23 protein-coding genes are annotated in these 26915 nt (G+C 65.8%); 8 read left to right on the top strand and 15 right to left on the bottom strand.

What is annotated here, in order from left to right; all coding sequences use genetic code 11:
- Positions 1 to 14 precede the first annotated feature (14 nt).
- The 8 genes from ATF69_RS11525 to ATF69_RS11490 all read right to left on the bottom strand — a co-directional run bounded on the left by ATF69_RS11525 (position 15) and on the right by ATF69_RS11490 (position 9410).
- Positions 15 to 1571 (bottom strand): ABC transporter ATP-binding protein, encoded by a 1557-nt coding sequence (locus ATF69_RS11525; protein WP_146871028.1) that lies wholly within the window; start codon positions 1569 to 1571, stop codon positions 15 to 17.
- Positions 1572 to 2537, bottom strand: coding sequence for a 5'-methylthioadenosine/S-adenosylhomocysteine nucleosidase (locus ATF69_RS11520; RefSeq protein WP_146871027.1), 966 nt, complete (start codon positions 2535 to 2537; stop codon positions 1572 to 1574).
- A 122-nt stretch (positions 2538 to 2659) separates the two neighbouring features.
- The gene (locus tag ATF69_RS11515) at positions 2660 to 3670 is read right to left on the bottom strand and encodes a BMP family protein (RefSeq protein ID WP_056062290.1); all 1011 of its coding nucleotides are present in this window, start codon (positions 3668 to 3670) and stop codon (positions 2660 to 2662) included.
- A gap of 300 nt (positions 3671 to 3970) precedes the next feature.
- A complete protein-coding gene (upp, locus tag ATF69_RS11510) occupies positions 3971 to 4600 on the bottom strand; it encodes a uracil phosphoribosyltransferase (protein WP_056062295.1) in 630 nt (209 codons plus the stop codon).
- Between the two features lie 83 nt (positions 4601 to 4683).
- Positions 4684 to 5658 (bottom strand): threo-3-hydroxy-L-aspartate ammonia-lyase, encoded by a 975-nt coding sequence (locus ATF69_RS11505; RefSeq protein ID WP_146871026.1) that lies wholly within the window; start codon positions 5656 to 5658, stop codon positions 4684 to 4686.
- A gap of 196 nt (positions 5659 to 5854) precedes the next feature.
- Positions 5855 to 6697, bottom strand: coding sequence for an enoyl-CoA hydratase-related protein (locus tag ATF69_RS11500; RefSeq protein WP_146871025.1), 843 nt, complete (start codon positions 6695 to 6697; stop codon positions 5855 to 5857).
- A 170-nt stretch (positions 6698 to 6867) separates the two neighbouring features.
- Positions 6868 to 7680 carry a glycine-rich domain-containing protein gene (locus ATF69_RS11495; protein ID WP_146871024.1) on the bottom strand — a complete coding sequence of 271 codons (813 nt, stop codon included), beginning with the start codon at positions 7678 to 7680 and terminating at the stop codon, positions 6868 to 6870.
- A 191-nt stretch (positions 7681 to 7871) separates the two neighbouring features.
- Entirely contained in the window at positions 7872 to 9410 is a 1539-nt protein-coding gene (locus ATF69_RS11490; protein ID WP_146871023.1) for a helicase HerA-like domain-containing protein, read from the bottom strand.
- Positions 9411 to 9489: 79 nt separating this feature from the next.
- Here ATF69_RS11490 and ATF69_RS11485 point away from each other — a divergent pair, with 79 nt between their 5' ends.
- The 7 genes from ATF69_RS11485 (at position 9490) to rng (ending at position 16582) form a co-directional block, all read left to right on the top strand.
- Positions 9490 to 10209, top strand: a complete 720-nt coding sequence (locus tag ATF69_RS11485; RefSeq protein ID WP_015014275.1) for a YebC/PmpR family DNA-binding transcriptional regulator — start codon at positions 9490 to 9492, stop codon at positions 10207 to 10209.
- Positions 10210 to 10323: 114 nt separating this feature from the next.
- Positions 10324 to 11604 (top strand): phosphoribosylamine--glycine ligase, encoded by a 1281-nt coding sequence (gene purD, locus ATF69_RS11480; protein WP_056062310.1) that lies wholly within the window; start codon positions 10324 to 10326, stop codon positions 11602 to 11604.
- On the top strand, positions 11604 to 12593 hold the full coding sequence (gene hemF, locus ATF69_RS11475) for an oxygen-dependent coproporphyrinogen oxidase (protein ID WP_099730118.1): 990 nt from the start codon (positions 11604 to 11606) through the stop codon (positions 12591 to 12593). Before purD ends, hemF begins: the two co-directional genes overlap by 1 nt.
- A 184-nt stretch (positions 12594 to 12777) precedes the next feature.
- Entirely contained in the window at positions 12778 to 13641 is an 864-nt protein-coding gene (rsfS, locus tag ATF69_RS11470; protein WP_056746041.1) for a ribosome silencing factor, read from the top strand.
- A gap of 73 nt (positions 13642 to 13714) precedes the next feature.
- Positions 13715 to 14182, top strand: coding sequence for a 23S rRNA (pseudouridine(1915)-N(3))-methyltransferase RlmH (gene rlmH, locus ATF69_RS11465; RefSeq protein ID WP_007858784.1), 468 nt, complete (start codon positions 13715 to 13717; stop codon positions 14180 to 14182).
- A gap of 264 nt (positions 14183 to 14446) precedes the next feature.
- Complete coding sequence (locus tag ATF69_RS11460; RefSeq protein ID WP_146871022.1) at positions 14447 to 15061, top strand: Maf family protein; 615 nt, start codon at positions 14447 to 14449, stop codon at positions 15059 to 15061.
- Between the two features lie 30 nt (positions 15062 to 15091).
- On the top strand, positions 15092 to 16582 hold the full coding sequence (rng, locus tag ATF69_RS11455) for a ribonuclease G (protein WP_056062322.1): 1491 nt from the start codon (positions 15092 to 15094) through the stop codon (positions 16580 to 16582).
- Between the two features lie 186 nt (positions 16583 to 16768).
- On the opposite strand, the gene ATF69_RS11450 is transcribed toward rng, so the two are convergent.
- The gene (locus tag ATF69_RS11450; RefSeq protein WP_146871021.1) at positions 16769 to 17377 is read right to left on the bottom strand and encodes a glutathione S-transferase family protein; all 609 of its coding nucleotides are present in this window, start codon (positions 17375 to 17377) and stop codon (positions 16769 to 16771) included.
- Positions 17378 to 17471: 94 nt separating this feature from the next.
- Between ATF69_RS11450 and ATF69_RS11445 the strand changes: the two genes are divergently transcribed.
- A complete protein-coding gene (locus ATF69_RS11445; RefSeq protein ID WP_146871020.1) occupies positions 17472 to 18437 on the top strand; it encodes a helix-turn-helix transcriptional regulator in 966 nt (321 codons plus the stop codon).
- A 7-nt stretch (positions 18438 to 18444) separates the two neighbouring features.
- Here the strand turns inward: ATF69_RS11445 and ATF69_RS11440 are convergent, their stop codons facing one another.
- The 6 genes from ATF69_RS11440 to kdpF all read right to left on the bottom strand — a co-directional run bounded on the left by ATF69_RS11440 (position 18445) and on the right by kdpF (position 26615).
- Positions 18445 to 19167, bottom strand: coding sequence for a response regulator (locus ATF69_RS11440; protein ID WP_146871019.1), 723 nt, complete (start codon positions 19165 to 19167; stop codon positions 18445 to 18447).
- A gap of 23 nt (positions 19168 to 19190) precedes the next feature.
- Positions 19191 to 21905 (bottom strand): sensor histidine kinase, encoded by a 2715-nt coding sequence (locus ATF69_RS11435; RefSeq protein ID WP_146871018.1) that lies wholly within the window; start codon positions 21903 to 21905, stop codon positions 19191 to 19193.
- A 67-nt stretch (positions 21906 to 21972) separates the two neighbouring features.
- Positions 21973 to 22590, bottom strand: coding sequence for a potassium-transporting ATPase subunit KdpC (gene kdpC, locus ATF69_RS11430; protein ID WP_056746034.1), 618 nt, complete (start codon positions 22588 to 22590; stop codon positions 21973 to 21975).
- Between the two features lie 52 nt (positions 22591 to 22642).
- Positions 22643 to 24709 (bottom strand): potassium-transporting ATPase subunit KdpB, encoded by a 2067-nt coding sequence (gene kdpB / locus ATF69_RS11425; RefSeq protein ID WP_146871017.1) that lies wholly within the window; start codon positions 24707 to 24709, stop codon positions 22643 to 22645.
- 20 nt (positions 24710 to 24729) lie between these two features.
- Positions 24730 to 26523: a potassium-transporting ATPase subunit KdpA gene (kdpA, locus tag ATF69_RS11420; protein WP_146871016.1), complete on the bottom strand. Its 1794-nt coding sequence runs from the start codon at positions 26521 to 26523 to the stop codon at positions 24730 to 24732.
- Positions 26520 to 26615: a K(+)-transporting ATPase subunit F gene (kdpF, locus tag ATF69_RS11415; protein WP_010458774.1), complete on the bottom strand. Its 96-nt coding sequence runs from the start codon at positions 26613 to 26615 to the stop codon at positions 26520 to 26522. The genes kdpA and kdpF overlap by 4 nt, the downstream gene beginning before the upstream one ends.
- Positions 26616 to 26915 lie beyond the last annotated feature (300 nt).

Raw genomic sequence — 26915 nt, 5'->3', positions numbered from 1 at the left:
CTTGTTGTTGTCGCTCAATGGGCAGCGCCCGCCATGGCCAGGCCGATGGCTTCGCGTGTCCAGTCTTCGGCGCGTCGCGCCTCGCTCAGTTGTCCGTCGTGCATGACGGCCACACGGTCACCCAGCGCCAGCACTTCGTCCAGATCGTCCGAGATCAGCAGCACGGCCGCTCCCGCATCGCGTGCGTTGATGAGCTGCTGCTGCACAAACATCACCGCACCAATATCCAGCCCCCAAGTAGGCTGGTGGGCCACGATGAGCTGGGGCGCAGGCGCGGTGTAGCCCGCTGCGTCCTTCGGCGGCATCAGCGCCCGGCCCAGGATGAGCTTTTGCATGTTGCCGCCCGACAGCGACCGGGCGGGGGTGTCCGGCCCGCCGCCGCGCACGTCAAAGGTCTCGGCCACGCGCCGTGCATGCTGGCGCGCAGCGCGGCGCTTGACCCAGAAGGCGCGGAACCAAGGGTGCGCAAACCAAGGCCCGCGCAGGCGTTCGGACACGGCGTTCTCCCACACCGGCAGGTCGCCCACCACCCCCACGGCGTGGCGGTCTTCAGGTATGCGGGCCACGCCCTGGCTGACCAGCCACGCGGGCCGTGCTTGCAGCGGTGCGCCGCGCAGCGTGACCTGGCCGGTGGTGGCGTTGCGCACGCCGCACAGCAGGTCGGCCAGCGCCACCTGGCCGTTACCGCTCACGCCCGCAACCGCCACGATCTCGCCTGCGCGCAAGGTGAGGGACACATCGTTCAGCTGGTCGCGCCCCGTGGGGCCGGTGCTGACGTTGGTCAGGGTGCAGATGGGCTCGCCCACATTCTTGGCGGGGCGGCGCTCTGCCGCCTCAATCGCATGGCCCACCATCCATTGCGCGAGCAGCCCCTGGGTGGTGCCCTGCGCAGGCGCCTCGGCCACCAGCTTGCCCTGGCGCAGCACGGCCACGCGGTGCGATACGCGCAGCACCTCGCCCAGCTTGTGGCTGATGAAGATGATGGACAGGCCCTGCGCCACCATTTGCGCCAGGGTGTCGAACAGTGCCTCGCTCTCTTGCGGGGTGAGCACGGCGGTGGGTTCGTCCAGGATCAGGATGCGCGCGCCCCGGTACAGTGCCTTGAGGATTTCGACGCGCTGGCGCTCGCCCACCGAGAGGCTGCCGACCTTCGCATCGGGGCTCACTGGCAGGCCGAACTGCTGCGACACCGCCAGCAGCTTGGCGCGGGCGTCGCTGCGGCGCGAAAAAGGCTGCCACAGCGGCTCGCTGCCCAGCAGCACGTTGTCCAGCACCGTGAGGTTGTCGGCCAGCGTGAAGTGCTGGTGCACCATGCCAATGCCCGCCGCCAGCGCTGCACGCGGCTGGCCGGGCGGCAGGGGCTGGCCGAAGACTTCGATACTGCCTTCGTCGGCCACGTAGTGCCCGAACAGGATGGACATCAGCGTGGACTTGCCTGCGCCGTTTTCGCCCAGCAGGGCCAGCACCTCGCCGCGTGCCAGGGTCAGGCTGATGGCGTCGTTGGCGACGAGCTTGCCAAAACGCTTGGTGATGCCCGACAGTTTCAGGACGGGGGCGTTGGTGGAGGCCATCTACTTCCACGCCGCCAGAAACGCCCGCAACACCTTGGCCGAGTTGGCGGCCGCCAGGCCCATGAAGGTGCCCATTTCGTTCTCGCCATCACCACCACCGGCGAGATCGCTCAGCGACCGGAAGGCGATGTAGGGCACGCCGTTGCTGTGGGCGACCATGGCGGTGGCGGCGGTTTCCATGTCGAGCACGTTGGCCCCGAAGGTCTTGAAGGCGTATTCGCGGAAGGCCTTGTTGTCCACAAAGGCCTGGCCCGATACGCCGTTGCCGCCCACCACCAGCTGCGGGCGCTGCTTGAGGCAGGTGGCGGCCAGGCAGTGCTCCAGGCCCACGTTCTGCAGGCTGCGGGCGGTGGCCAGCATCTTGGGGTCGGCTTCGAACCAGAACTTCTTGCTGAGCTGGGGGTTGGCGGCCGATCGCACCTCCACCGGGCGCGGGTGCATCATGCCGAAGGCGGGCATCGTCAGCTCGCTTTTCATCCACGCGGGGGCGCTGTACTGGCCGGGCTGCTCTTCGCGCGCCATCAGCCATTCCATGTACTGGCCCCACTGTGCGGGCACCGTCACGTCGCCAATGTGCAGGCTAGGGTTCACGCCGCCCGCGATGCCGCTGAAGACCACATGGCTCACGTGGAAGCGGTCCAGCACCAGCTGGGTGTTCATGGCCGCGTTGGTCATGCTGATGCCCGACAGGAACACCACCACAGGCTTGCCTTCGAGCGTGCCGGTGGTGAACTCCACGCCGTTGATGCTGTGCTTGGCAGGCTGCTGCACCTGGGGCAACAGCACGGTCAGCTCGGGCGCAAAGGCGGAGATGACGGCGATGCGGGGCGTGTCGTCCAGCCGCACGACTGTTTTGCCAGGCGAGGTGGCGGCACAGCCCGCGACCACGGCGGCCAGGGCCAGGGCGCCCAGCAGGCGGGTGCACCGGGTTGTCAGAGTCGGCTTGGTGGTGTGATGCGAAAACATGGTGGGTCAGCCTTGTCGGGGTGCAATAGCGGTGAGCATCAAAACAAACAGGCCACCGCTTTGCTGGGGTGGCCTGTGCACAGAAGTTGAGGACGCGGGCAAGGCGCCCGCTGCACCGGTGCTTACTTGGCCGTGGACTTGGGCTGGCTGTCGTCCACCTTCACGGTGAACTTGCCGGCCAGGATGTCGGCCTCCTTTGCCTTGACCTTGGCGACGATGTCGGCCGGCACCTTCTTCTCGAAGGTGCCCAGGGGCGCGAGTTCGGAGCCCTTGTGCTTCATCATCGAATACGGGCCGTAGTCCTCGGCGGTGAATTTGCCGTCCTTGACCAGCTTGAGCGCGCGCTCGATGCTGGGCTCCATGTGCCACAGGGCCGATGCCACCACGGTGTCGGGGTACTGCTCTTGCGTATTGATCACGTTGCCGATGGCGAGCTTGCCTTTCTCCTTGGCCGCGTCGCTCACGCCAAAGCGCTCGGCGTAGAGCACGTCGGCGCCCTTGTCGATCATGGCGAAGGTGGCTTCCTTGGCCTTGGGTGGGTCAAACCAGCTGTTGATGAAGGTGATGGTGAACTCGACCTTGGGGTTGGTCTCCTTGGCGCCCGCCATGAAGGCGTGCATCAGGCGGTTGACTTCGGGGATGGGGAAGCCGCCCACCATGCCGATCTTGTTGGTCTTGGTCATGCCGCCAGCCACCATGCCGCTGAGGTAAGCGGGCTCCTGGATGTAGTTGTCGAACACGCTGAAGTTGGGCGCCTGCGGCTTGCCGGAGGAGCCGAGCAGGAACGAAGTCTTGGGGAAGTCCTTGGCCACCTTGCGGGCGGCGGCTTCTACCGCAAAGGCCTCGCCCACGATGAGCTGGTTGCCGCCGGTGGCGTACTCGCGCATCACGCGTTCGTAGTCGGCGTTGCTCACGTTTTCGCTGGCCTTGTATTCGATCTCGCCACGTGCCTCGGCGGCCTTGAGGGCCTTGTGGATGCGGCTGACCCATTGCTGTTCAAAAGGCACCGTGTAGATCGCCGCGACCTTGATCTTGGACTGCGCGAAGGCCAAAGAGGGCGCCATCGCCATGGCGGCCGAGAGGGCCATGGAGGTGCAGAGCAGGCGTCCGGTGAAGATGCGGCGAGTGGTCATGGTGGAGTTCCTTCAGACAAGCAAACAAGGAGGTTGGGTGTGCTGCTACCAAGCAAGGAGCGCGCCAGTCGGTGGCTGTGTAACTGCAAACCAGCGGCAAGTCTGCCAGAGGAAAGCCACCAGTTGGTAAAAAAATGGTGCATGGGTCCAGCGCATGCTGAAATCAGACTGGGGCACCCCACCAGGGTAGGGCTCCCGATGGGCTGTTACGCAACGCAGAGAGACCCGGTGATGAAAAAAAAGCCACCGCTGGGCGGCAGGCCCTGCGGTGGCTGGTGCACGGGCGCTGCCGGTGTGCGCTTATTTGGTGCCAAAAATTCGGTCACCCGCATCGCCCAGGCCCGGCAGGATGTAGCCGTGGTCGTTCAGCTCGCGGTCGATGGCGGCGGTGAAGATGGGCACGTCGGGGTGCGCCTTCTGCAGCGTGGCCACGCCTTCAGGGGCGGCCAGCAGGCAGACGAACTTGATGGAGCGGGGGTTGAGCTTCTTGAGGCGGTCCACGCAGGCGGCGGCCGAGTTGCCTGTGGCCAGCATCGGGTCCACCACGATGATGTCGCGCTCGTCCATTTCGGACGGCATCTTGAAGTAGTACTCCACGGGCTGCAGCGTGGCCGGGTCGCGGTACAGGCCGATGTGGCCCACGCGGGCGCCGGGCACCACGTTGAGCATGCCGTCCAGAAAGCCGTTGCCCGCACGCAGGATGGAGACCAGCACCAGCTTCTTGCCATCGATCATCTTGCCGGTCATGGTCTCCAGCGGGGTTTCGATCTGCACATCCTGCAGCGGCATGTCGCGGGTCACTTCGTACGCCATCAGCGTGGACAGCTCGCCCAGCAGGCGGCGAAAGCTGTTGGTGCTGGCGTCTTTCTTGCGCATCAGCGTGAGCTTGTGCTGGACGAGGGGGTGGGTAATGACGGTGACGTTGCTCATGGGGAACCTGAAAGGAGAAGGGCAGAGGCCTTTGCGCTGATGATCAGGCACGCTCTGCCGCGCGGTGAGTGAAAAAGTGGGGGCTAGTCTGCCAGAAACCGTGCCAGGCGCGACAAATCGACGTTGCCACCGCTGATGAGAATGCCGACGCGCGCGCCATGGATGTCCACGTTGCCATGCTGGGCCCCGGCGAATGCCAGGGCGCCTGTGGGCTCGACCACGATCTTCATGCGCTCGGCAAAAAAGCGCAGGGACTCGACCAGCTGCTCGTCGGTGGCGGTGACCATGTCGTCGGCCAAGCGCTGGATGATGGGGAAGGTGAGCTGGCCCAGCGCCTGGGTTTGTGCGCCGTCGGCAATGGTGTGGGGCGTGGGGATCTGCACGACATGCCCGGCCTTGACCGACTGCTGGCCGTCGTTGCCCGCTGCGGGCTCCACCCCCACCACCCGGCATTGCGGAGCCAGGGCCTCGGCGGCCAGCAGGCTGCCCGCAAGCAGGCCGCCACCACCGACGCAGACGAAGAGGTAGTCCAGGTCGGGCATTTCTTCAAAAAGCTCCTTGGCCGCCGTGCCCTGGCCCGCGATCACATGGGGGTGGTCGAACGGGGGGACCAGCGTCATGCCGCGCTCCAGCGCCAGGCGGCGGCTGATGGCCTCGCGGTCTTCGGTGTAGCGGTTGTAGGTGACGACCTGGGCGCCATAGTCGCGCGTGGCGGCCATCTTGGAGGCGGGGGCGTCCTCGGGCATGACGATGGCGGCAGGCATGTCCAGCAGCCGGGCCGACAGTGCAATGGCCTGCGCGTGGTTGCCCGCCGAGAAGGCGAGCACACCGTGTTCGCGCTGCTCATCGGTGAACTGGGCCAGGGTATTGAACGCGCCCCGGAACTTGAAGGCGCCGGTGCGCTGCAGGTTCTCGCACTTGAAGAACAGCTGCGCGCCCAGCCGCTCGTCGGCGGTGCTGGAGCGCAGCACGGGGGTGCGGTGCGCCATGCCCTTGAGCCGGTGCGCGGCAGCGGCCACATCGTCATAGGTGGGTGGGGTCAGGCTGGGCAGCGTCATGGTGGCGGCATCCTTGTGGACAGGGCTGGAAGACGGTCAAACCCCTTAAGACCTGATGATAGCCCTTTGCCTCGCCATTTCAAGCAAAAGGGCTTGCAAGCGCTAGTGCTGCATGCCTGGGCAGCTATACATTTTGATGTGGCACATGCCCGTGCGCGCACCACAATTCGGGCCGCATGGCGCGGCCCGACGGCGCTCAGCCCAGCTCGCTGAACCGTTGCAGCGGTGTGAGCGCCGGGAACTCGCCCGCGCGTTTTTGCTTCATGGCCGTGACGGATTCGCGCACATGCTGGTTGCTCCAGATGGCGCCTTGCAGCCAGCCCATCTGGCGCAGGCTGTCTTCCACGCTGTGGTCGCGCGCGTAGTTCACGGCCTGCTTGGTGCCCCAGATGGCCACCGGGGGTTTGGACGCGATCTCTTTGGCGCACTGCAGCGCGGCAGCCAGCATGGCCTCTTGCGTGTCGAACACCTCGTTGACCAGGCCATAGTCCAGGGCCTTGGCGGCGCTCAGGCGGCGGCCGGTGTAGGCCAGTTCTTTGACCACACCCAGCGGAATGAGCTTGGGCAGGCGCTGCAGCGTGCCCACGTCGGCCACCATGCCGATGTTGATCTCCTGGATGCAGAAGAACGCATCCTGCGTGGCATAGCGGATGCAGCCTGCGGTGACCATGTCCACCGCGCCGCCGATGCAGCCGCCGTGGATGGCCATGATCACGGGGATGCGCAGGTTGTCGATGCGGGTGAAGGTGGCCTGCATGTCGGTCAGCAGGTCGAAGATGGCGGCCCGGCCTTCGGGGCTCTGGTCGTCCATCGTGATGGCGCCGCCAAAGGTCTCCAGCGCCATCCCGGCGCTGAAATGTTTGCCGGTGCTGCTGATGACCAGCGCCCGCGCCTCGCCCGCCTGGTGCAGCTGGGCCAGCACCGCGTCCAGCTCGCGCCAGAAGGTGGGATGCATGGTGTTCATGGCCTCGGGTTTGTTCAGAACCAGATGGGCCACGTGGTCAGTGATGCTGAGGGAAAAGCAGGTGAGGGTGTTCATGGGGTGCCACTGTAGACCGGTGGGTGCAGGCCCGGTCGTCGCCTGGGTGACTGGGCGTGATTTCAGGCCATTTTGGCTGCATGCGCTAGTGCATCATGCCTGGGTAGCTATCAAAAAGAGAGTGATTGGGGTTGGCGTTGTGCCGCCCGTGGGGCCGGTGGACCAGGCGCTCAGTCCCCGCCGCCACCACAACCGCCGCCGTCGCCCCCGCCATCCCCGCCGCCGTCACTGCCTGCATCCGAACTCTCGGCACCGCCAAAGTCGCCCGAGCTGCCGCTGTAGCTGCCGTCCGAAAAACTGGTGCCGCAGTAGCTGTCGCCGCCGCTGCCGCCCGCGTCGCTTTTGCGGGCAATGTCGGAGCAGTCGGGCACGTAGCTGAAGCCTCCGGCAATCGCGAACTTGGCGTCCAGTGCAAACAGCAGGGGCAGGCGGCTGGGCGCCTTGGGGTCGATGGATTCTTCCTTGCACACCCAGTACCAGCAGCGGCGCAGGCCGTCGTTGTGGCGCGCCTTGTGGCCCAGCGCCTCGGCGGGTGTGTGGTGCAAAAAGAAACCCAGTGCGTTCTGGCACCACAGTTTGTACGCCTGCGTGTGCAGGATGAATTCGTGCCACAGCGCATCGACCGCCTTGGAGGGCATGGCCACAAACTGCTGGTTGCTGCGCAGGCAGGCCATGAAGAACTGGCGAAGGCCGCGTTCCACCAGCTCACAGTCGCGGGTGCTCAGGTGGGGGTAGGTTTCGCGCAGCTTGCGCTGCAGAAAGCGGGGCAGGGGAGCCTCGCGGATGTAGCGCTGGCGCACTGCGTTGGTCCACTGGATCACCAGCGCCGTGAATATCACGGTGGCAATGAAGTACAGAACCCAGGGCCAGCGCAGGCGCCAGGCGCCTGCAAAGATCCCGAGGATGGCTGCCACCCACACCCCAATGGCCAGCAGCATGACCTTGCCGCCCCAGCGCAGCAGAACGTTTTCAATGCGTGTCATCGTCCCTCCTTCTTTTTGTTGTTGTGTATGGCGATTTCACGGCGGTCATGTGACTGATTTGTGACGAATTGCGCAGTGTCGCCAAACAGTCACAGGCGCTTGGGGGTGCGCTTTGGCAGGGGAGGCAAGCCGCCAGGGGCGCAGGCGTGTTGTGGCGCCCGTCTATGACGCCGGGCGCCGTCCCAACGGCGTCAGCGGCGCTTGCTGCCGCCGCCAAAGATGCCGCCGAGCACGCCCCGCAAAATCTCCTTGCCGATCGTGGTGCCCATGGTGCGCACGGCGGACTTGGCCATGGTCTGCGCCAGGCCGTCGCGTTTGCCGCCGCGCGGGCCGGTGCTGCCAAACAGCACGTCGTTCAGCCCACCCAGCAGGCCGCCGCCTTCTTCGGCGGGCGCACCGGTGGCCACCTTGCCGTTGCCCCCGCCCGCTGCGTTACCCGCCTGCCCGCCGGCTTCGGCGGCGCGGCCCTTGAGTTTTTCGTAGGCCGACTCGCGGTCCACCGCCTTTTCATACACACCCGCGACCAGAGAACTGGCCATCAGGGCCTGGCGCTGCTGCGGGGTGATGGGGCCCAACTGGCTGCCGGGAGGCAATACAAACACGCGCTCGGTCACGCTGGGGCGGCCCTTGGCGTCCAGAAAGCTCACCAGCGCCTCGCCCACGGCCAGCTCGGTGATGGCGGTTTCAATGTCCAGCCCCGGTTTCTGCCGCATGGTGGTGGCCGTGGCCTTCACGGCCTTTTGGTCGCGGGGGGTGAAGGCGCGCAGCGCGTGCTGCACGCGGTTGCCCAGCTGCGCCAGCACGCTATCGGGGATGTCGAGCGGGTTCTGCGTGACAAAGTACACGCCCACGCCCTTGGAGCGCACCAGGCGCACCACCAGCTCAATGCGCTCAATGAGCACCTTGGGCGCTTCGTTGAACAGCAAGTGGGCTTCGTCGAAGAAGAACACCAGTTTGGGCTGCTCGGGGTCGCCGATCTCAGGCAGCTGCTCGAACAGCTCGGACAGCATCCACAAGAGGAAGGTGGCATACAGGCGCGGCGAATTCATGAGCTTGTCGGCCGCCAGGATGTTCACCACGCCATGGCCGTCCACGGTCTGCATGAAGTCCTGGATGTTGAGCATGGGCTCGCCGAAGAACTGCGTGCCGCCTTGCTGCTCGATCTGCAGCAGGCCGCGCTGGATGGCGCCCACGCTGGCGGCACTCACGTTGCCGTACTCGGTGGTGAAGTCCTTGGCGTTGTCGCCCACATATTGCAGCATGGCGCGCAGGTCCTTCAGGTCCAGCAGCAGCAGGCCGTTGTCATCGGCAATCTTGAACACCAGGTTGAGCACGCCCAGCTGGGTTTCGTTCAGGTTGAGCATGCGGCCCAGCAGCAGCGGGCCCATGTCGGAGATGGTGGCGCGCACGGGGTGGCCCTGTTCGCCAAACACATCCCACAGCGTGGTGGGGCAGGCCAGGGGCGTGGGCAGGTCCAGGCCCCGCTCCTTGAGTACGCCGGCCAGCTTGTCGCCAATCTTGCCGGGCTGGCTGGCGCCCGTGAGATCGCCCTTCACATCGGCCATGAATACTGGCACGCCGATGCGCGAGAAGTTCTCAGCCAGGGTCTGCAGGGTGACGGTCTTGCCCGTGCCGGTGGCTCCGGTGATGAGCCCGTGGCGGTTGGCCAGGCCGGGAAGCAGGTGGCATTCAATCGTGTCGTGCTTGGCAATCAGCAGGGGTTCGGCCATTTCGGGTTTCCTCGGGGGTACGGGTTCGGCAAAAAGTAAAATCCACCGACTAGATTAAATCAATACAAAAGGACTTCTCGTGGCAGGACACAGTAAATGGGCGAATATCCAGCACCGCAAAGGGCGCCAGGATGAAAAACGCGGCAAGATCTGGACCCGCATCATTCGTGAAATCACTGTGGCCGCCCGTGCCGGTGGCGGCGACCTGTCAGCCAACCCCCGCCTGCGCCTGGCGGTGGACAAGGCCAAGGCGGCCAACATGCCCGCCGACCGCATCAAGTACAACATCGACAAGGCCACGGGCAACGCCGAAGGCCTGACCTACGAAGAAATCCGCTACGAAGGCTATGGCATTGGCGGCGCAGCCATCATGATCGACACCATGACCGACAACCGCGTGCGCACCGTGGCCGAAGTGCGCCACGCGTTCAGCAAGCATGGAGGCAACATGGGCACCGAAGGCTCGGTGGTGTTCCAGTTCAAGCACTGCGGCCAGCTGATTTTTGCCCCCGGCACCAGCGAAGACAAGGTGATGGAAGTGGCGCTGGAGGCAGGCGCTGAAGACGTGGTGACCGACGAAGACGGCGCGGTGGAGGTGCTGACCGCCCCAGCCGACTTTGAAGCGGTAAAGAACGCGCTGGAGGCCGCAGGCCTGACGGCCGAAGTGGCGGGCGTGACCATGCGGCCCGAAAACACGATCGAGCTGACCGGCGAAGACGCCGCCAAGATGCAGAAGCTGCTGGATGTGCTGGAAGACCTGGACGACACCCAGGAGGTCTACCACAACGCGGCGCTGTGACTCTGCGCCAGTGGGGCACCGCTTTTTTCTTGCCCTGACTTGTTTTCCGACTGATATTCCCCCGAGTCCCGTCCAACAGCGCAGCGCTGTGGGCAGGGTTCACCAAAGGTTCCTATGAAAGTACTTGTGATTGGTGGCGGCGGCCGTGAACACGCGATGGCGTGGAAACTGAGCCAGTCCCCCAAGGTGACCAAGGTGTTTGTGGCACCCGGCAACGGTGGCACGGCCCTGAACCCCAAGCTCGAAAACGTGGCGATCTCCGACGTGCGCGAACTGCGCGCGTGGGCCCAGGCCGAGAAGATCGCATTGACGGTGGTCGGCCCCGAGGCCCCACTGGCGGCTGGCGTGGTCGATGAGTTCCGTGCCAACGGCCTGCGCATCTTCGGCCCCACCAAGGCGGCAGCACAGCTCGAAAGCTCCAAGGCCTTCTCTAAGGCCTTCATGCGCCGCCATGGCATCCCCACGGCCGACTACGACACCTTCACCGACCCGGTCGCCGCCCACGCGTTTGTGGACCGGCTGGGTGCACCCATCGTCATCAAGGCCGACGGCCTGGCAGCGGGCAAGGGCGTCGTCGTGGCGATGACGCTTCAGGAAGCACATGACGCCGTGGACTTCATGCTGGTGGACAACAAATACGGCGTGACGCACAACGAAGGCGGCGCGCGGGTCGTGATCGAGGAGTTCCTCGAAGGCGAGGAAGCCAGCTTCATCGTGCTGTGCGACGGCAAGAACGTGCTGGCCCTGGCCACCAGCCAGGACCACAAGCGCCTGAAGGACGGCGATGAAGGCCCCAACACCGGCGGCATGGGTGCTTACTCGCCCGCGCCCGTGGTCACGGCCGATGTGCATGCCCGCGCCATGCGCGAGATCATCCTGCCCACGATCCGTGGCATGGAAAAGGACGGCATTCCTTACACCGGCTTTTTGTATGCGGGCCTGATGATCGACGCCAAGGGCCAGCCCAAGACGCTCGAATTCAACTGCCGCATGGGCGACCCCGAGACGCAACCCATCCTCATGCGCCTGAAAAGCGATTTCAGCGATGTGATGGCCGCTGCCGCTGACGGCAAGCTCGACCAGATGGAGCTGCAATGGGACCGCCGCACCGCGCTGGGCGTGGTCATGGCCGCCCATGGCTACCCGGAGAATCCGCGCAAGGGTGACCCCATCACTGGCCTGCCGGCTGAGGCGGACGATGCCGTGGTGTTCCATGCGGGCACGCAGCTGAAGGATGGTGTGGTCAGCGTGACCGGTGGCCGGGTGTTGTGTGTGACGGTGCTGGCCGACAGCGTCAAGCAGGCGCAGCAGCGTGCGTATGACGTGGCACGCGGCATCCAGTTTGATGGCGCGCAGTACCGCCGCGACATTGGCTTCCGTGCCCTGAAGAGCTGATGGCAGACGCTCAGACCTTGAACTCCTCCGACACGGTGACCCGCGTGCGCGGCTACTTGGTGGGCCTTCAGGCCCGCATCACCGATGCGCTGGAAGCCGTGGAAGCCGCTGAAGGCGAGGGCGGCGCACGCTTTCTGGCCGATGCCTGGAGCAAGCCGCCCGGCGAGCCGCTGCAGGGTGACGGCATCACCAAGATCATGGAAGGCGGCCGCGTGTTCGAGCGCGCGGGTTGCGGCTTCAGCCACGTACGCGGCCCGCAGCTGCCGCCTTCGGCCACGCAGCACCGGCCCGAGCTGGCGGGTGCGCCGTTCGAGGCCATGGGCGTGTCGCTGGTGTTCCACCCGCGCAACCCGTATGTGCCCACGGTGCACATGAACGTGCGCATGATCGCCGCCGGCCACCCCGGTCAGGCGCCCACCTGCTGGTTTGGCGGCGGCATGGACCTCACGCCTTACTACGGGTTTGAAGAGGATGCGGTGCACTTTCACCGCACCTGCCGCGATGCGCTCAGCGCCTTTGGCGACGACAAGTACCCCCGCTTCAAGCAATGGTGCGACGAGTACTTTTATCTCAAGCATCGCAGCGAGCAGCGCGGCGTGGGCGGCGTGTTCTATGACGATTTCTCGGAGCTGGGCTTTGAACAAAGCCTGGCGATGACGCAGTCGGTGGGCGATGCCTTTCTGGGCGCCTACCTGCCCATCGTCGAGAAACGTCGGGGCATGCCCTACGGCGAGCGCGAACGCGACTTCCAGCTGTATCGCCGGGGCCGCTATGTCGAGTTCAACCTGGTGTGGGATCGGGGTACACACTTTGGCCTGCAGTCGGGCGGGCGAACCGAGTCCATTTTGCTGTCCATGCCGCCGCTCGTGTCTTGGTCTTACCAGCGCTCTGACGCAGCCGATTCGGCCGAAGCCGACCTCACGCAGCGCTTTTTGGTGCGGCGCGACTGGCTGACTGAAGGCCTTGGCGCAGCGCAGTCAATGGCCTGAAAAACACAAAAGCTATAATTTCAATAGCTGCCAGCGCTTTTCACATGAGCGCAAGAGGTCAAAATCACCTCATATTGCTGCAGCGCTCCAGCACAACACCCGCGCAACACTCAAGGCCCAGCCCGCTGGCTGCGCGATGCGTTGCACGCTATATTGATTCCATTCCCTCTCTATTCACCGCCTGATGACCACCTCCACCAAATCGGAAACCGCTGCCAAAAAAGACGTCACCAAACTCCAGCGCGCCATTGTTGATGGCCTGGAAGACGTCAAGGCGCAAGACATCCAGGTCTTCAACACCGAGCATCTCTCGCCGCTGTTTGAACGGGTGATCGTGGCATCGGGCACCTCCAACCGCCAGACCAAGGCCCTGGCCGCCAGCGTACGCGACGCGGTCAAGGAGGCTGGGTTCTCCAAGCCCCGCATCGAAGGCGAAGACAACGGCGAATGGATCATCGTGGACTGTGGCGCGGCTGTGGCTCACATCATGCAACCGGCCATCCGCCAGTACTACCGCCTGGAAGAGCTGTGGGGCGACACCCCCGTGCGCCTGAAGCTCGGCGCAGCCAAGCCGGTGTCCAGCGCGGCCACAGAGTTGGCCGAGAAGAAGTCGGCCCAGAAGGCGGCCAAGTCGGACGCCAAGGCGGCAGGCAAGGCGCCCGCCAAGAAGGCGGCGGCCCCCACCGTAGCCGCCCGTTCGGGCAAGGCCACCGTCAAGGCAGTCGCCAAGACCGCTGCGAAGACTGCTGCCAAAACAGCCCCCAAGCCCGCTGCAAAAACTGCGGCCAAGGCTGCACCTGCCAAATCGGCTGCCAAGACAAGCACCGCCAAGCCAGCCAGCAAGACCACTGGCGCAGTTGCCACCAAGAAGCCCGCAGCCACCAAGACCCCTGTCAAGACGGTGGTGGTCAAGCCCGGTGGCGCCAAGAAGCCTGCGGCCAAGAAGTCGCCAGCTGCCAAGTCCCCTGCGCGCGCAGCTGCCAAGCCAGCCTCCGCATCGGGCTCCAAGCCCGCGGCCAAGAAGGCACCTGCTCGCAGCAAGGGCTGATCCGTTTTAGCTGCCGCGCGCTCCATCGCTTGCGCGCGGCAGCGGTGACTCCCTCACGCATCCAGGTTGATCCATGAAGCTGCTGATAGTGGCGGTCGGTCAGCGGGTGCCCGACTGGGCGCAGACCGCGTACGACGATTACGCCAAACGTTTTCCACCTGAACTCAAGGTCGAGCTCAAGGCCGTCAAGACCGAGCCGCGCGGCTCCAAGACGCTGGAGACGCTCTATGCCGCCGAGCGCGAGCGCATCGAAGCCGCCATTCCGCGTGGCACGCGCGTGGTGGCACTGGACGAGCGCGGTACCAACCTCACCACCAAGGCCCTGGCCGAACGGCTCAAGGGCTGGCAACTGGGCGGTGACGATGTGGCATTGGTCATCGGTGGCCCCGACGGGCTGGACCCCGCCTTTCGCCAGGCCGCGCACGAACGCATTCGCCTGTCCGACCTCACCCTTCCCCACGCCATGGTGCGGGTGTTGCTCATCGAGCAGCTGTACCGCGCCTGGTCGGTGAACGCCGGGCATCCTTACCATCGTGAATGAAGCAGACCCTTTGTGATGATGGTCTGTGCTACTCCTGTTTTCATAGCTGCTAGCGCTTGATGAATAAGCGTATGGGATGTCCTGCATCACTCCCCGCGGTCTGTGATAGCGCGGCCTCGGGCAGTCCGCTGCGTTGCTTTTCTTGCCAATAGCCCGGCTATTGGCTGCAAAAAGACGCCTTGCGGCCTATCCCGATCCGCACTACCACCGACTTGCGAGGGTGATGCAGGACATCCCTAGCCGATTTTTATTCACAATCCGTTCATGCCCGACTTCATCTACCTCGCCTCCCAGAGCCCGCGCCGCCGCCAGTTGCTGGAACAGTTGGGCGTGCGCCACGAACTGCTGCTGCCCAACGTGGATGGCGATGAGCCCGAAGACGCTGAAGCCATCGAGGTGGTGCTGCCTGGCGAAGCGCCCACAGCGTACGTGGAGCGCGTGACGGCGCTCAAGCTCGACGCGGCCGTGGCCCGGCGTGCACGGCGCCAGTTACCGGATGCGCCCATCCTGTGTTCCGATACCACCGTGGCCCTGGGCCGCACCATCTACGGCAAGCCAGACGATGCCGCCCATGCGACGCGCATGCTCACCGAGCTGGCAGGGCACGAGCACCGCGTGCTGACCGCCGTGGCTCTGCAGGTAGGCACCAAACGGCTGACGGCCCTGTCGGTATCGCGCGTCACTTTCGCGCCCATGGCACCTGCGCAGATCGAGGCGTATGTGGCTACGGGCGAGCCGCTGGGCAAGGCAGGCGCCTACGGCATCCAGGGCCGGGCGGCGGCTTATGTGGAGCACCTGGCGGGCAGCTATTCGGGCATCATGGGGCTGCCGATGCACGAGACCGCGCAGCTGCTGCGCGCAGCGGGCTTTGCGATCTGAGCGACGCCAACCAAAGACAACAACAACGCCATGCAACAAGACATCCTGATCAATTGGTCCCCCCAGGAAACCCGGGTGGCCGTGGTGGAGCACGGCGCCGTGCAGGAGCTGCACATCGAGCGTACGCTGGAGCGCGGTCTGGTCGGCAATGTCTATCTGGGCAAGGTCTCGCGCGTGCTGCCAGGCATGCAGTCGGCCTTCATCGACATCGGGCTGGAGCGTGCCGCCTTCTTGCACGTGGCTGACGTGTGGCAGCGCCAGCCCGATGGCGAGCCGCCCGCATTTGCCCGCAAGAACGAGCCGCAGGTACCGATCGAAAAGCAGGTGTTCGAGGGCCAGGCGCTCATGGTGCAGGTCATCAAGGACCCGATTGGCACCAAGGGCGCGCGGTTGTCCACGCAGATCAGCATTGCCGGTCGCCTGCTGGTGTTTTTGCCGCAGGACGACCATGTGGGCGTGTCGCAGAAGATCCCGCCCGCCGAGCGCGATGCGCTGCGCGCGCGGCTGCAGGCGCTGGTAGGCGACAAATCCACGGGCGGTGGCGGCGGCTTCATTCTGCGCACCAACGGCGAAGATTCCACCGATGCCGAGCTGGCCGAAGACATCGCCTACCTGCGCAAGACCTGGGCGCGCATCAAGGAGGCATCGCTCAAGCTGCCCGCCATGTCGCTGTTGCACCAGGACCTGGACCTGCTGCAGCGCGTGCTGCGCGATCTGGTGGGCGACCACACGCAGACCATCCGCCTGGATTCGATGGAGCAGTTCCAGCGCCTGCGCGCGTTCGGACAGGAGTTCATGCCCGCAGCCGCTGGCAAGCTGCAGCACTACAAGGGCGAGCGGCCCATTTTTGACCTGTACTCCATCGATGAGGAAGTTGCCAAGGCCCTGGGCCGCCGGGTCGATTTGAAATCGGGTGGTTACCTCATCGTGGACCAGACCGAGGCGCTCACAACCATCGACGTGAACACCGGCGGCTACGTGGGGGCGCGCAATTTTGACGACACCATCTTCAAGACCAACCTGGAGGCCGCGCAAGCCATTGCGCGCCAGCTGCGTCTGCGCAACCTGGGCGGCATCATCATCGTGGACTTCATCGACATGGTGCGGGACGACCACCAGCAGGCCGTGCTGTCGGAGTTCAAAAAGCAGCTGGCCCGCGACAGGGTCAAGACCATGTCATCTGGCACCTTCTCGCAACTGGGTCTGGTGGAGATGACGCGCAAGCGCACCCGCGAATCACTGGCACACATGCTGTGCGAGCCCTGCGAGGTGTGCCAGGGCAAGGGCAGCGTAAAAACCGCGCGCAGCGTGTGCTACGACATCCTGCGCGAGATCCTGCGCGAAGCCCGCCAATTCAACCCGCGTGAGTTCCGCGTGGTGGCGTCCGCGCGGGTGGTGGAGCTGTTCCTGGACGAAGAAAGCCAGCACCTGGCCGGCCTCTCGGACTTCATCAAAAAGCCCATCTCGCTGCAGGCCGAAAGCGCGATGGGGCAGGAGCAGTACGACATCGTGTTGCTGTAGCAGCAGCGTTGATCAACTGCGCGTTCAGAGGCTGAGAGTTTTTTAGCCGAGCCCGAAAGGCGCGCGAAAACGCCTCGGATCGAGGCGCAAAGCACAGCCATAGCTCGGGCTATGGCGAGCATTTGCAACGAAGAGCCGGGGCTTTTTGGCGTGCAAGGCGGGCGTGGATAAAAGACTCTCAGCCTCTCAGGCCTCGATTTGCATCGCAGGGCGCGCCTGCACCCGCGCCAGCCAGGCCTGCACATGCGGGTGTGCATTGACGGGTGCACCCAGGTACACGCTGTAGCCCAGCACCGAGCCCACCACCAGATCCACCAGCGAATAGTCCGCGCCCAGCATCCAGGGCTGGGCGGCCAGGCGGGCATCCAGCAGGGTGAGCAGGTCGTTCAGCCCCGCTGTGGCTGCCTGTGCATGGGCAGGGCTGCGCAGCGCCTCTTCGCCCTGAGTGGCCAACTGCAGGCGCACCAGCACCGTGCCATAGGTCACGTACGCCCAGGTGCACCACGACAGCGCCTGCAGCGCCTCGGGCGTGCCGGCGGCAGGCCACAGGCCACGCTCGATGCCGTAGCGGTGGCCCAGCCACAGGTGGATGGCCAGGGCCTCGAACATGGGCGCACCGTCCACCGTCAGCGTGGGGACCTTGCCGTTGGGGTTCAGGGCGAGATATTCGGGGCGGCGCTGCTCGCCGGTGCGGATGTCGATCTTCACGCGCTCGTGGGGCACGCACAGCTCGGTGAGTGCGCAGGCAATCGGGGTGGCGCTGGACATGGGGTGCCAGTAAAGGACGATGGACATGGAAAACTCCTTGGTCGTGATGGAAGAAAAGGTGGAGTCACTGTAAGAACCATTGCGGACAATTTCAGTCCTCGATTCAACGTACAGTGGCGGCATGCTCAGTTCTTCCACACGCCTGTTGCGCCTGCTGTCCCTGTTGCAAACCCGCAGCCACTGGATGGGCCCCGAGCTGGCCGAGCGGCTGGAAGTGCATCCGCGCACGCTGCGGCGCGACATCGACCGCCTGCGCCAGCTGGGCTACCCGGTGCAGGCCAGCAGTGGCGTGGCGGGCGGCTATGCCTTTCGCGCGGGGCAGGCGTTGCCCCCGTTGCTGCTCGACGATGAAGAAGCCCTGGCTGTATCGATTGCGCTGCGCACCGCCACTGCGGGAGCCGTGGGCGGCATTGAAGAGCCCGCCTTGCGTGCCTTGGTGAAACTGGAGCAGGTCATGCCCCTGCGGCTGCGTGAGCAGGTGGACGCGTTGCGCTCCACCATCCTGCCGCTGGACCGCACCGGGCCCGTGGTGGAGGCCACGTTGCTGGCCACGCTGGCATCTGCCTGCCGCGACCAGTTGCGGCTTGGCTTCTCGTACGAAGACGGCAAGGGGCGCGCTACCCAGCGCTCGGTGGAGCCACAGGGCGTGGTGCACACCGGCATGCGCTGGTACCTGGTGGCGTGGGACTGCGACCGTGGCGACTGGCGCACCTTTCGCATCGACCGCATGGTGGCAAAGCCCGAAGTCGGCGCGCATTTTCCGCCGCGCCCCGGGCCGGACGGCGGCGACCTCAAGGCGTATGTGTCCCGCTCCATCACTACAGCGCCGCACCCCGACCAGGCGCGGGTGGTGCTGCATGCACCTTATGCAGAAATGGCGCGGCGCATTCCGCAGTCGGCCGGTGTGGTCACGACGCTGGCCGATGGGCAGCAGTGCCAGCTGGAATGCGCGGCCAGCGATGCGCTGGTGTTCTGGCTCATGGCGCTGGATGTGGAGTTTGAGGTACTGGCGCCCGCGTCGCTGCAGGAGCGGCTGCGCGTGGCGGGGGAGCGTGCGTTGCGTTGCACTGGTGCACGCAGTTCGTGAGTTGGCGTCAAGGTACGAACCGGTACCCGATACCCGCCTCAGTCCGCAAGTGCCGGGGCATGGAGGCGTTGTCCTCCACCTTCTTGCGCAGGTTGGCCATGTGCACGCGCACGTAGTGCGTGTCTTCAGCATGGCCTGGGCCCCACACGGCTTTGAGCAGCTGGGCGTGGGTGATGACGCGGTCGGGCTGGGAGGCCAGGTAGGTGAGCAGCTTGTATTCGATGGGCGTGAGGTGCAGGGTCTCGCTGCCATCGCCTTCGCCATTGCTTTGCGTGCGGCGCTCCACCGTACGGCGGGCAAGGTCTACGGTGATGGGGCCGAACTGGATGACGGGTGTGGCTTCGGCGCCGGATGTCCTTTGGCTGCGCCGCAGCTGCGCGCGCACGCGGGCCATCAGCTCGCCCGAGCCAAAGGGTTTGACCAGGTAGTCGTCGGCGCCGGCATCCAGCGCCGCGATCTTGCTTGCCTCGGCGCTGCGGGCCGAGAGCACGATGATGGGCATGGCCGACCAGGTGCGCAGGTCTCGGATCAAATCGACGCCATCCCCATCGGGCAGGCCCAGGTCCAGCACCACCAGGTCGGGGCGGCGGGTACCGGCCTCGATCAGGCCGCGCTGCAGGGTCGCGGCCTCGTGCACGGTGTGGCCTTCGGTCTCCAGCGTCAGGCGCACAAAGCGGCGGATATCGGCTTCGTCTTCAACGATGAGGATGTGCGTGGGCAGGTCGGTCATGGCATGGCATGGATGCAAAGGTGTCAGGCGTCGGCGTCATCGCCCAGGTCGGTGGGCGGTGTGCCGCGTGGCAGCAGCAGCGTAAAGCGCGCACCTGCAGGCTGGCCCTGTGCGTTGTGGATCGTATCGCCCCGGATGCTGCCGCCATGCGCCTGCACGATGGCGCGGCAGATGGCCAGCCCCAGGCCCACACCGGGCGTCGCGCTCTCGCGGGCGCCGCGCTCGAACTTTTCAAACAGCAACTCTTCGCGGCCTTTGGGCAGGCCGGGGCCTTCATCGGTGATGCTCAAGGCCACGACATCGCTTTGGGGCTGCGCGCTGATGTGGATGGTCGTGCTGGCGGGGGTGTACTTGGCGGCGTTTTCCAGCAGGTTGACCAGCACGCGCTCAATCAGCACGGCATCGATCTGCAGCAGCGGCAGGTCGTCGGGTAGAGTCACTTCGACCCGGTGCGCCGCGATGGCGGGGGCGCTGGCGGCCAGGGCGCTGCCCACCACTTCTTCCAGCGGCTGCCAGGCTTTGTTGAGTTGCACGGCCCCAGCCTCCAGGCGGGCCATGTCCAGCAGGTTGTTGACCAGTGCGCTCATGCGCTGGGCCGATTGCTGGATGGCCCCGGTCAACTCTTGTTGATGGGCAGGCAGGGGCGGCTGCACCATGGCCAGTGATTCGGCCAGGCCGACCAGTGAGGCCAGCGGAGTGCGCAGGTCGTGCGAGATGGCCGAGAGCAGCGAGTTGCGCAGCCGCTCGGACTCGATCTGCACGGTGCTCTTTTGCGCCACGTCGATGTAGTGGATGCGTTCGAGCGAAATGGCCAGCAGCGAGGCGCAGGTCTGCAGCAGGCGGCGCGGTTCTACGCCTGGCACCTGCCCGTGGGGCATGGCCACCACCAGCACGCCACGGATGCGCATGGGCGCCTTGAGCGGCAGCACCAGCGTGGGGCTGGAGTGCAAGGTGTCGGTGCCCCGGCCTGCGGGCTCGCCGCGCTCGAATGCCCATTGCGCCACGGCCATGTCCACGGGGGCGGTGCCTCCGGGCAGCACCTGCAGGCGGTTGTCATCGTCAGCCACCACCAGCGTGCTGCCTGCGCTGAACTCGCCCGTGATAAAGCGTGCGCCAATCTCGGCCACCTGCTCGGGCAGCAGGGCGGCAGACAGGTCACGCGCCATGTCGTACAGGCTGCGCACGCGGTGTTCGCGGTCGGTGGCGGCCTCGGCCTGCACCTTGAGCCCGGCGGTGAGCTGGCCCACCACCAGGGCCACCACCAGCATCACCGCAAAGGTGACGACGTACTGCGCGTCGCTCACCGCAAAGTTGAAGCGGGGCGGCACAAAGAAGAAGTCAAAAAACCCCACGCCCAGGAACGCCGCCATGATGGCCGGGCCGCGACGAAAGCGCAGCGCCACCCCCACCACCACCAGCAAAAACAGCATGACGATGTTGGTCAGCTCCAGCACGTTGGCCAGCGGTGTGGCAATGACGGCGGCAATGCAGCAGGCCAGGGCGGCGGCGATGTAGCCGGGCCAGAATGCAGCGCGGGGGGCTGCGGTGCTGGTGCGGGGGGCTTTCCGGTCTGTGGCGGCGTCCCGGCCAGGCAGTGTGCCCACCTGCAACAGGTCCAGGTCGCTGGCACTTTGTCCGATCTGCTCGGCCAGCGTGGCCTGCCACGGCCAGCGCCGGGTGCTGCGCCCCATGACCACACGCACCAAGTTGTGTTCGCGCGCATAGCGCACCAGGGCCTGGGCGGGCTGGGCTGCGGGCAGCACGGCGCAGGCGGCGGCGCCCAGTTGCTGCGCGATCTTCAGCGTGCGCTCCACCTGCGGGTGCAGGGTGGCCGACTGGCCTTGCTGCTCGGGCGTTTCCACATGCACGGCGTGCCACGGCAGGTCGAGCTGGGCGGCCAGGCGGGCGCAGCTGCGCACCACCTTTTCGGCGTTGTCGCCCGTGCCCACGCAGGCCAGCAGGGCCTCGCGGTTGGGCCACACGGTCTCTGGCGTGGTGGTGCTGGCGCGGCGGTAGGCGCGCATTTCGTCGTCCACGCGGTCGGCGGTGCGGCGCAGGGCCAGCTCACGCAGGGCCAGCAAGTTGCCTTTGCGAAAGAAGTTGGCAGCGGCGCGCTCTGCCTGCTGGGGCAGGTAGACCTTGCCGGCTTTGAGGCGCGCCAGCAGCTCGTCGGGCGGCAGGTCCACCACCACCACTTCGTCGGCAGCGTCAAAAAACTGGTCGGGCACCGTCTCCCACACGCGGATGCCGGTGATGCCGCTGACGATGTCGTTCAGGCTCTCCAGGTGCTGCACGTTCATGGTGGACCACACGTCGATGCCTGCGGCCAGCAGTTCCTCGGCGTCTTGCCAGCGTTTGGGGTGGCGCGATCCGGCCACATTGCTGTGGGCCAGCTCGTCCAGCAGCACCAGGCCCTCGGGGTTCGCAGCGCCCCAGGCCAGGGCGGCGTCCAGGTCAAACTCGGGCAGGGTGCGGTCTTTGTAGGGCAGGGCGCGCAGCGGCAGGCGCGGCAGGTGTGCGGTCAGCGCCTCGGTGTCGGTGCGGCCATGCGTTTCGACCACGCCGATGGTGACGGGCAGGCCCTGCGCCTGTGCCGCCCGGGCGGCGGACAGCATGGCAAAGGTCTTGCCCACCCCGGCGCAGGCGCCAAAAAACACCTTGAGCCGCCCGCGCTGCTGCTGGGCCTGCTCTTGCTGGATGCGCTGCAGCAGCGCGTCGGGGTCGGGGCGATCCTGCATGGGCACAGTGTATCCACCAATTTGATGTCGAATAGGCCTCAAGCGCTAGTATCAATTGCGCTGATAGCTATTTATTTGATAGCGAATCGAGTGCCCGATTCAAGGCCAAAACGTTCACACGCGGCTCACCCAGCAGGCCCAGCCAGGGGGTGTCGGTGTGCTGCTGCACCAAGGCTTGCACTTGTCCCACGGGCAGGCCTCTGGCGCGGGCCACGCGTTCGCTCTGGTAGGCGGCGGCTGCCGGGCTGATGTGTGGGTCCAGCCCGCTGGCCGACGCGGTGACCAGGTCCACGGGCACGGGGCGGGTGTTGCCCGGGTCGGCGGCACGGAGCGCTTCAATGCGCGCCTTGACGGTATCGGTCAACGCCGGGTTGGTGGGGCCCAGATTGGAGCCGCCCGAGGCCGATGCGTTGTAGGGCATGGGCGCTGTGGCCGATGGGCGGCCCCAGAAGTGGCCAGGCTCGGTGAACGACTGGCCGATCAGCTCGGAGCCCACTGCCTTGCCACCCTGGGTGATGAGGCTGCCGTTGGCCTGGTGCGGGAAGGCCGTTTGTGCGACACCGGTCACGGCCAGCGGGTAGAGCAGGCCGGTGACGATGGACAGCACGACGAACAGCGTGAGGGCAGGGCGCAGTAGGCCGCCTGGGCTGGCGGGCACGTCGTCGCGGGGGATACGGATAGGCATACGATTTTCCTTGTCAGTGATTCGGGGAGCTGCGTTTAGGAATGGGAAGAGCTCAGGTCAGACCTGCGGCCGCCAGCACCATGTCAATCAGCTTGATGCCAATGAACGGCACCACCATGCCCCCCAGCCCATAAATGGCCAGGTTGCGGCGCAGCAGCGCGGCGGCACCCACTGCGCGGTAAGCCACGCCCTTCAAGGCCAGCGGGATCAAAAATATGATGATCAGAGCGTTGAACACCACGGCGGACAGGATGGCCGACGAGGGGCTGGCCAGGTGCATGAAGTTGAGCGCCGACAGCTGCGGGTAGGTGGTGACAAACGCCGCCGGGATGATGGCGAAGTACTTGGCGATGTCGTTGGCAATGCTGAAGGTGGTGAGCGAGCCGCGCGTCATCAGCATCTGCTTGCCGGTCTCCACGATCTCGATGAGCTTGGTGGGGTTGCTGTCCAGGTCCACCATGTTGCCCGCCTCCTTGGCGGCCTGGGTGCCGGTGTTCATGGCCACGGCCACGTCGGCCTGGGCCAGGGCGGGCGCGTCGTTGGTGCCGTCGCCGGTCATGGCCACCAGTTGCCCGGCCGCCTGGTAGCTGCGGATGAGCTGCAGCTTGGCCTCGGGCGTGGCCTCGGCCAGGAAGTCGTCCACGCCCGCCTCTGCCGCAATCGCGGCGGCCGTCAGGCGGTTGTCGCCCGTCACCATCACGGTCTTGATGCCCATGCGGCGCAGCTCGGCGAAGCGCTCCTTGATGCCGCCCTTGACCACGTCTTTGAGCTCCACCACGCCCAGCACGTGGGCACCATCGGCCACCACCAGCGGGGTGCTGCCACGGCGCGATACATCGTCCACCGCCGTCTGCACGGCGGTAGGAAAGCGCCCGCCCAGGGCCTCCACATGCTTGCGGATGGCATCGGCCGCGCCCTTGCGCAGCAAGCGAGGGCCGGGCAAGTCCACCCCGCTCATGCGGGTTTGCGCCGTAAAGGGCACAAACACCGCCTGCAGGCTGGAAAGGTCACGTTCGCGCAGATTGAACTTCTGCTTGGCCAGCACCACGATGCTGCGGCCTTCGGGGGTTTCGTCGGCCAGCGATGCGAGCTGGGCGGCATCGGCCAATGCGGCATCGGTCACACCTGGCGCAGACACGAACTGGCTGGCCTGCCGGTTGCCCAGGGTGATGGTGCCGGTCTTGTCCAGTAGCAGCACGTCCACGTCGCCTGCGGCCTCCACCGCGCGGCCCGAGGTGGCAATCACATTGGCCTGCATCATGCGGCTCATGCCCGCCACGCCGATGGCGCTGAGCAAGCCTGCAATCGTGGTGGGGATCAGGCACACCAGCAGCGCCACCAGCACCACCAGGCTCACAGGCTCGCCCGCGCCGCTGGCCTGCACGCTGAACAGCGAGAACGGCAGCAGCGTGACCACCACGCCCAGGAACACGATGGTCAGCGCCACCAGCAGGATGGTCAGCGCGATCTCGTTGGGTGTCTTGTGGCGCTTGGCGTTCTCCACCATGGCGATCATGCGGTCGACAAAGGTCTCGCCGGGGTTCACGGCCACGCGCACCACGATCCAGTCGGACAACACGCGGGTGCCGCCGGTCACGGCCGAGAAGTCTCCGCCCGATTCGCGGATCACCGGGGCCGATTCGCCGGTGATGGCGCTCTCGTCCACCGAGGCCACGCCGTCGATCACCTCGCCATCGGCGGGAATGATGTCACCGGCTTCCACCAGCACCACGTCGCCCTTGCGCAGGTTGGCGGCCTCCAGCGGCAGCCAGGTCATTTCGGTGCGCGGGGTGGTGCGGTCAAACTGGCCGTCGAGTTTTTTCGCCCAGGTCTGCTTTTTGAGGCCGCGCAGCGAGGCCGCCTGGGCCTTGCTGCGGCCTTCGGCCATGGCCTCGGCGAAGTTGGCGAACAACACGGTGAACCACAGCCACAGCGCCACGGCAGCGGTGAAGCCCTCGGGCTTGCTGGCGGCCAGCGCGGTGGTGAAGGCGCTGCCCACGTACACCACAAACATCACCGGGTTGCGCCATTGCACGCGCGGGTCCAGCTTCTTGAAAGCCTCCAGCAGCGCGGGGCGTACCAGGGCGGGGTCGAACAGGGTCAATGTTTTGCGAGTCATCACAATCTCCCAGCCATTTCTTAACGGGGTGTGAGCACGAGATGCTCTACCACCGGGCCCAGCGCGAGGGCGGGCACATAGTTCAGCAAGCCCACCAGCAGCACCACGCCAGCCAGCAGCGCCACAAACAGCGGGCCGTGGGTGGGCAAGGTGCCATCGGTGGCGGTAGCGCGCTTCTTGGCGGCGAGGGACCCGGCCATGGCCAGCACCGGTACGATCACGCCAAAGCGGCCCAGCCACATGGCCACGGCCAGCAGCACGTTGTAGAAGGGGGTGTTGGCCGACAGGCCTGCGAAGGCGCTGCCGTTGTTGTTGGCGGCAGAAGACAGCGCGTACAGCACCTGGCTGAAGCCGTGTGCGCCGGGGTTGGAGAGGCCTGCGCGGCCTGCCTCGCTCATCACCGCCACGGCGGTACCGAGCAATACGAGCAACGGCGTGACCAGGATGGCGATGGAGACGAGCTTCATCTCATGTGTCTCGATCTTCTTGCCCAGGTACTCGGGTGTGCGGCCAATCATCAGCCCGGCGATGAACACCGCCATGATGGCGAACACCAGCATGCCGTACAGGCCCGAGCCGACACCGCCAAACACCACCTCGCCCATCTGCATCAGCACGAGGGGCACCATGCCGCCGAGGGGGGTGAAGCTGTCGTGCATCGCAATTACCGCGCCGCAGCTGGCCGCCGTGGTGATGACGGCGAACAGGGCCGAGGTGGCGATGCCAAAGCGCGTTTCCTTGCCTTCCATGTTGCCGCCTGCCTGCAGGCTGCTGGCCGCCTGGTCCACCCCCAGCGACGCCAGCAGCGGGTTGCCCTGCTGCTCGAACGTGGTGGTGGCGATCACGGCCACGACGAACAGCAGACTCATGGTGGCCAGGATGGTCCAGCCCTGGCGCTCGTCGCCGACCATGCGGCCGAACACCAGGCACAGCGCCGCGGGGATGAGGAAGATCGCCAGCATCTGCAACAGGTTGCTCGCGGCCGAGGGGTTCTCGAACGGGTGGGCCGAGTTGGCGTTGAAGAAGCCGCCACCGTTGGTGCCCAGCATCTTGATGGCCAACTGCGAGGCCACGGGGCCCATGGCCAGCGTCTGGGTGGTTTGTGTGGCGGGCTCGGTGACCGGAGCGCCCTGGGCGTCCAGCACCGGCTGGCCTGCGCTATCGAGCTTGGGGGCGTCGTAGTGGACAGGCTCCAGCGTCTGCACTGGCGTGTAAGGCGACAGGTTCTGGATCACGCCCTGGCCTGCAAACACCACGGCCAACACCAGCGACAGGGGCAGCAGCACCCAGAGCGTGGCGCGGGTCAGGTCGGCCCACACATTGCCAATGCTCTGCGCTGAATGCCGCGCAAACCCGCGCACCAGCGTAATGACGACGACCAGACCCGTGGCGGCAGACAGAAAGTTCTGCACCGTCAGCGCCAGCATCTGCGTGAGGTAGCTCATGGTGCTCTCGCCGCCATAGCCTTGCCAGTTGGTGTTGGTGACAAAACTGATGGCCGTGTTGAAGGCCGAATCGGGTGCCACCGCAGCCATGCCCTGCGGATTGAGCGGCAGCACGGCTTGCCAGCGCTGCAGCGCATACACGGCCACCACGCCCAGGCCGTTGAACACCAACAGGCCCAGCGCATAGCGCAGCCAGCCGGTTTCCTCATCGGGCCGCACGTCTGCCAGCCTGAACAGCGGCCCTTCCAGCCGCCGCCCGAGGGCAAAGCGTCCCGCCATCACCGTGTCGATGTAACGCGCCAGCGGCCAAGCCAGCGCCAGCAGCAGTGCCAAAAACACCGCCAATTGCAGCCAGGCACCGGTGCTCATGAAAAGTCCTCCGGCCGCAGCAACACGGCAACCAAGTACACCAAAAGCGCAGCGGCGAGCACGGCCGCCAGAATCATCCAGCCGCTGGTCATGACCGTCCCCCTTGTGCTTGGCGTTGCAGCAGCGCGCAACCCTTGGCCAAGCCATAGACGGCCAGCCAGAGCAGGCCTCCCACCGCCATCAATATCCAGTCCATAGCGTCCTCCTTGAGACATGGACCGATGCTAGGAACGGCCGCATCAAGATGGGCGCAAGAGTGCGGTGTGGGGTATCAAGATCGCATCAAGATGCGCGGGCGCCAGGCCTGGCTGGCAGAAATATGCATGGCAATTTGCTATTGAATTTATAGCTGTATGCGCATGATATTCAATCGCTACAGACCGTTTCTATTC

This window comes from Acidovorax delafieldii (genome assembly GCF_007993815.1).
Taxonomy (GTDB): domain Bacteria; phylum Pseudomonadota; class Gammaproteobacteria; order Burkholderiales; family Burkholderiaceae_C; genus Acidovorax; species Acidovorax delafieldii.
The sequence above is the reverse complement of the archived record's forward strand: the minus strand, read 5'-3'. Positions and strand labels throughout refer to the sequence as shown.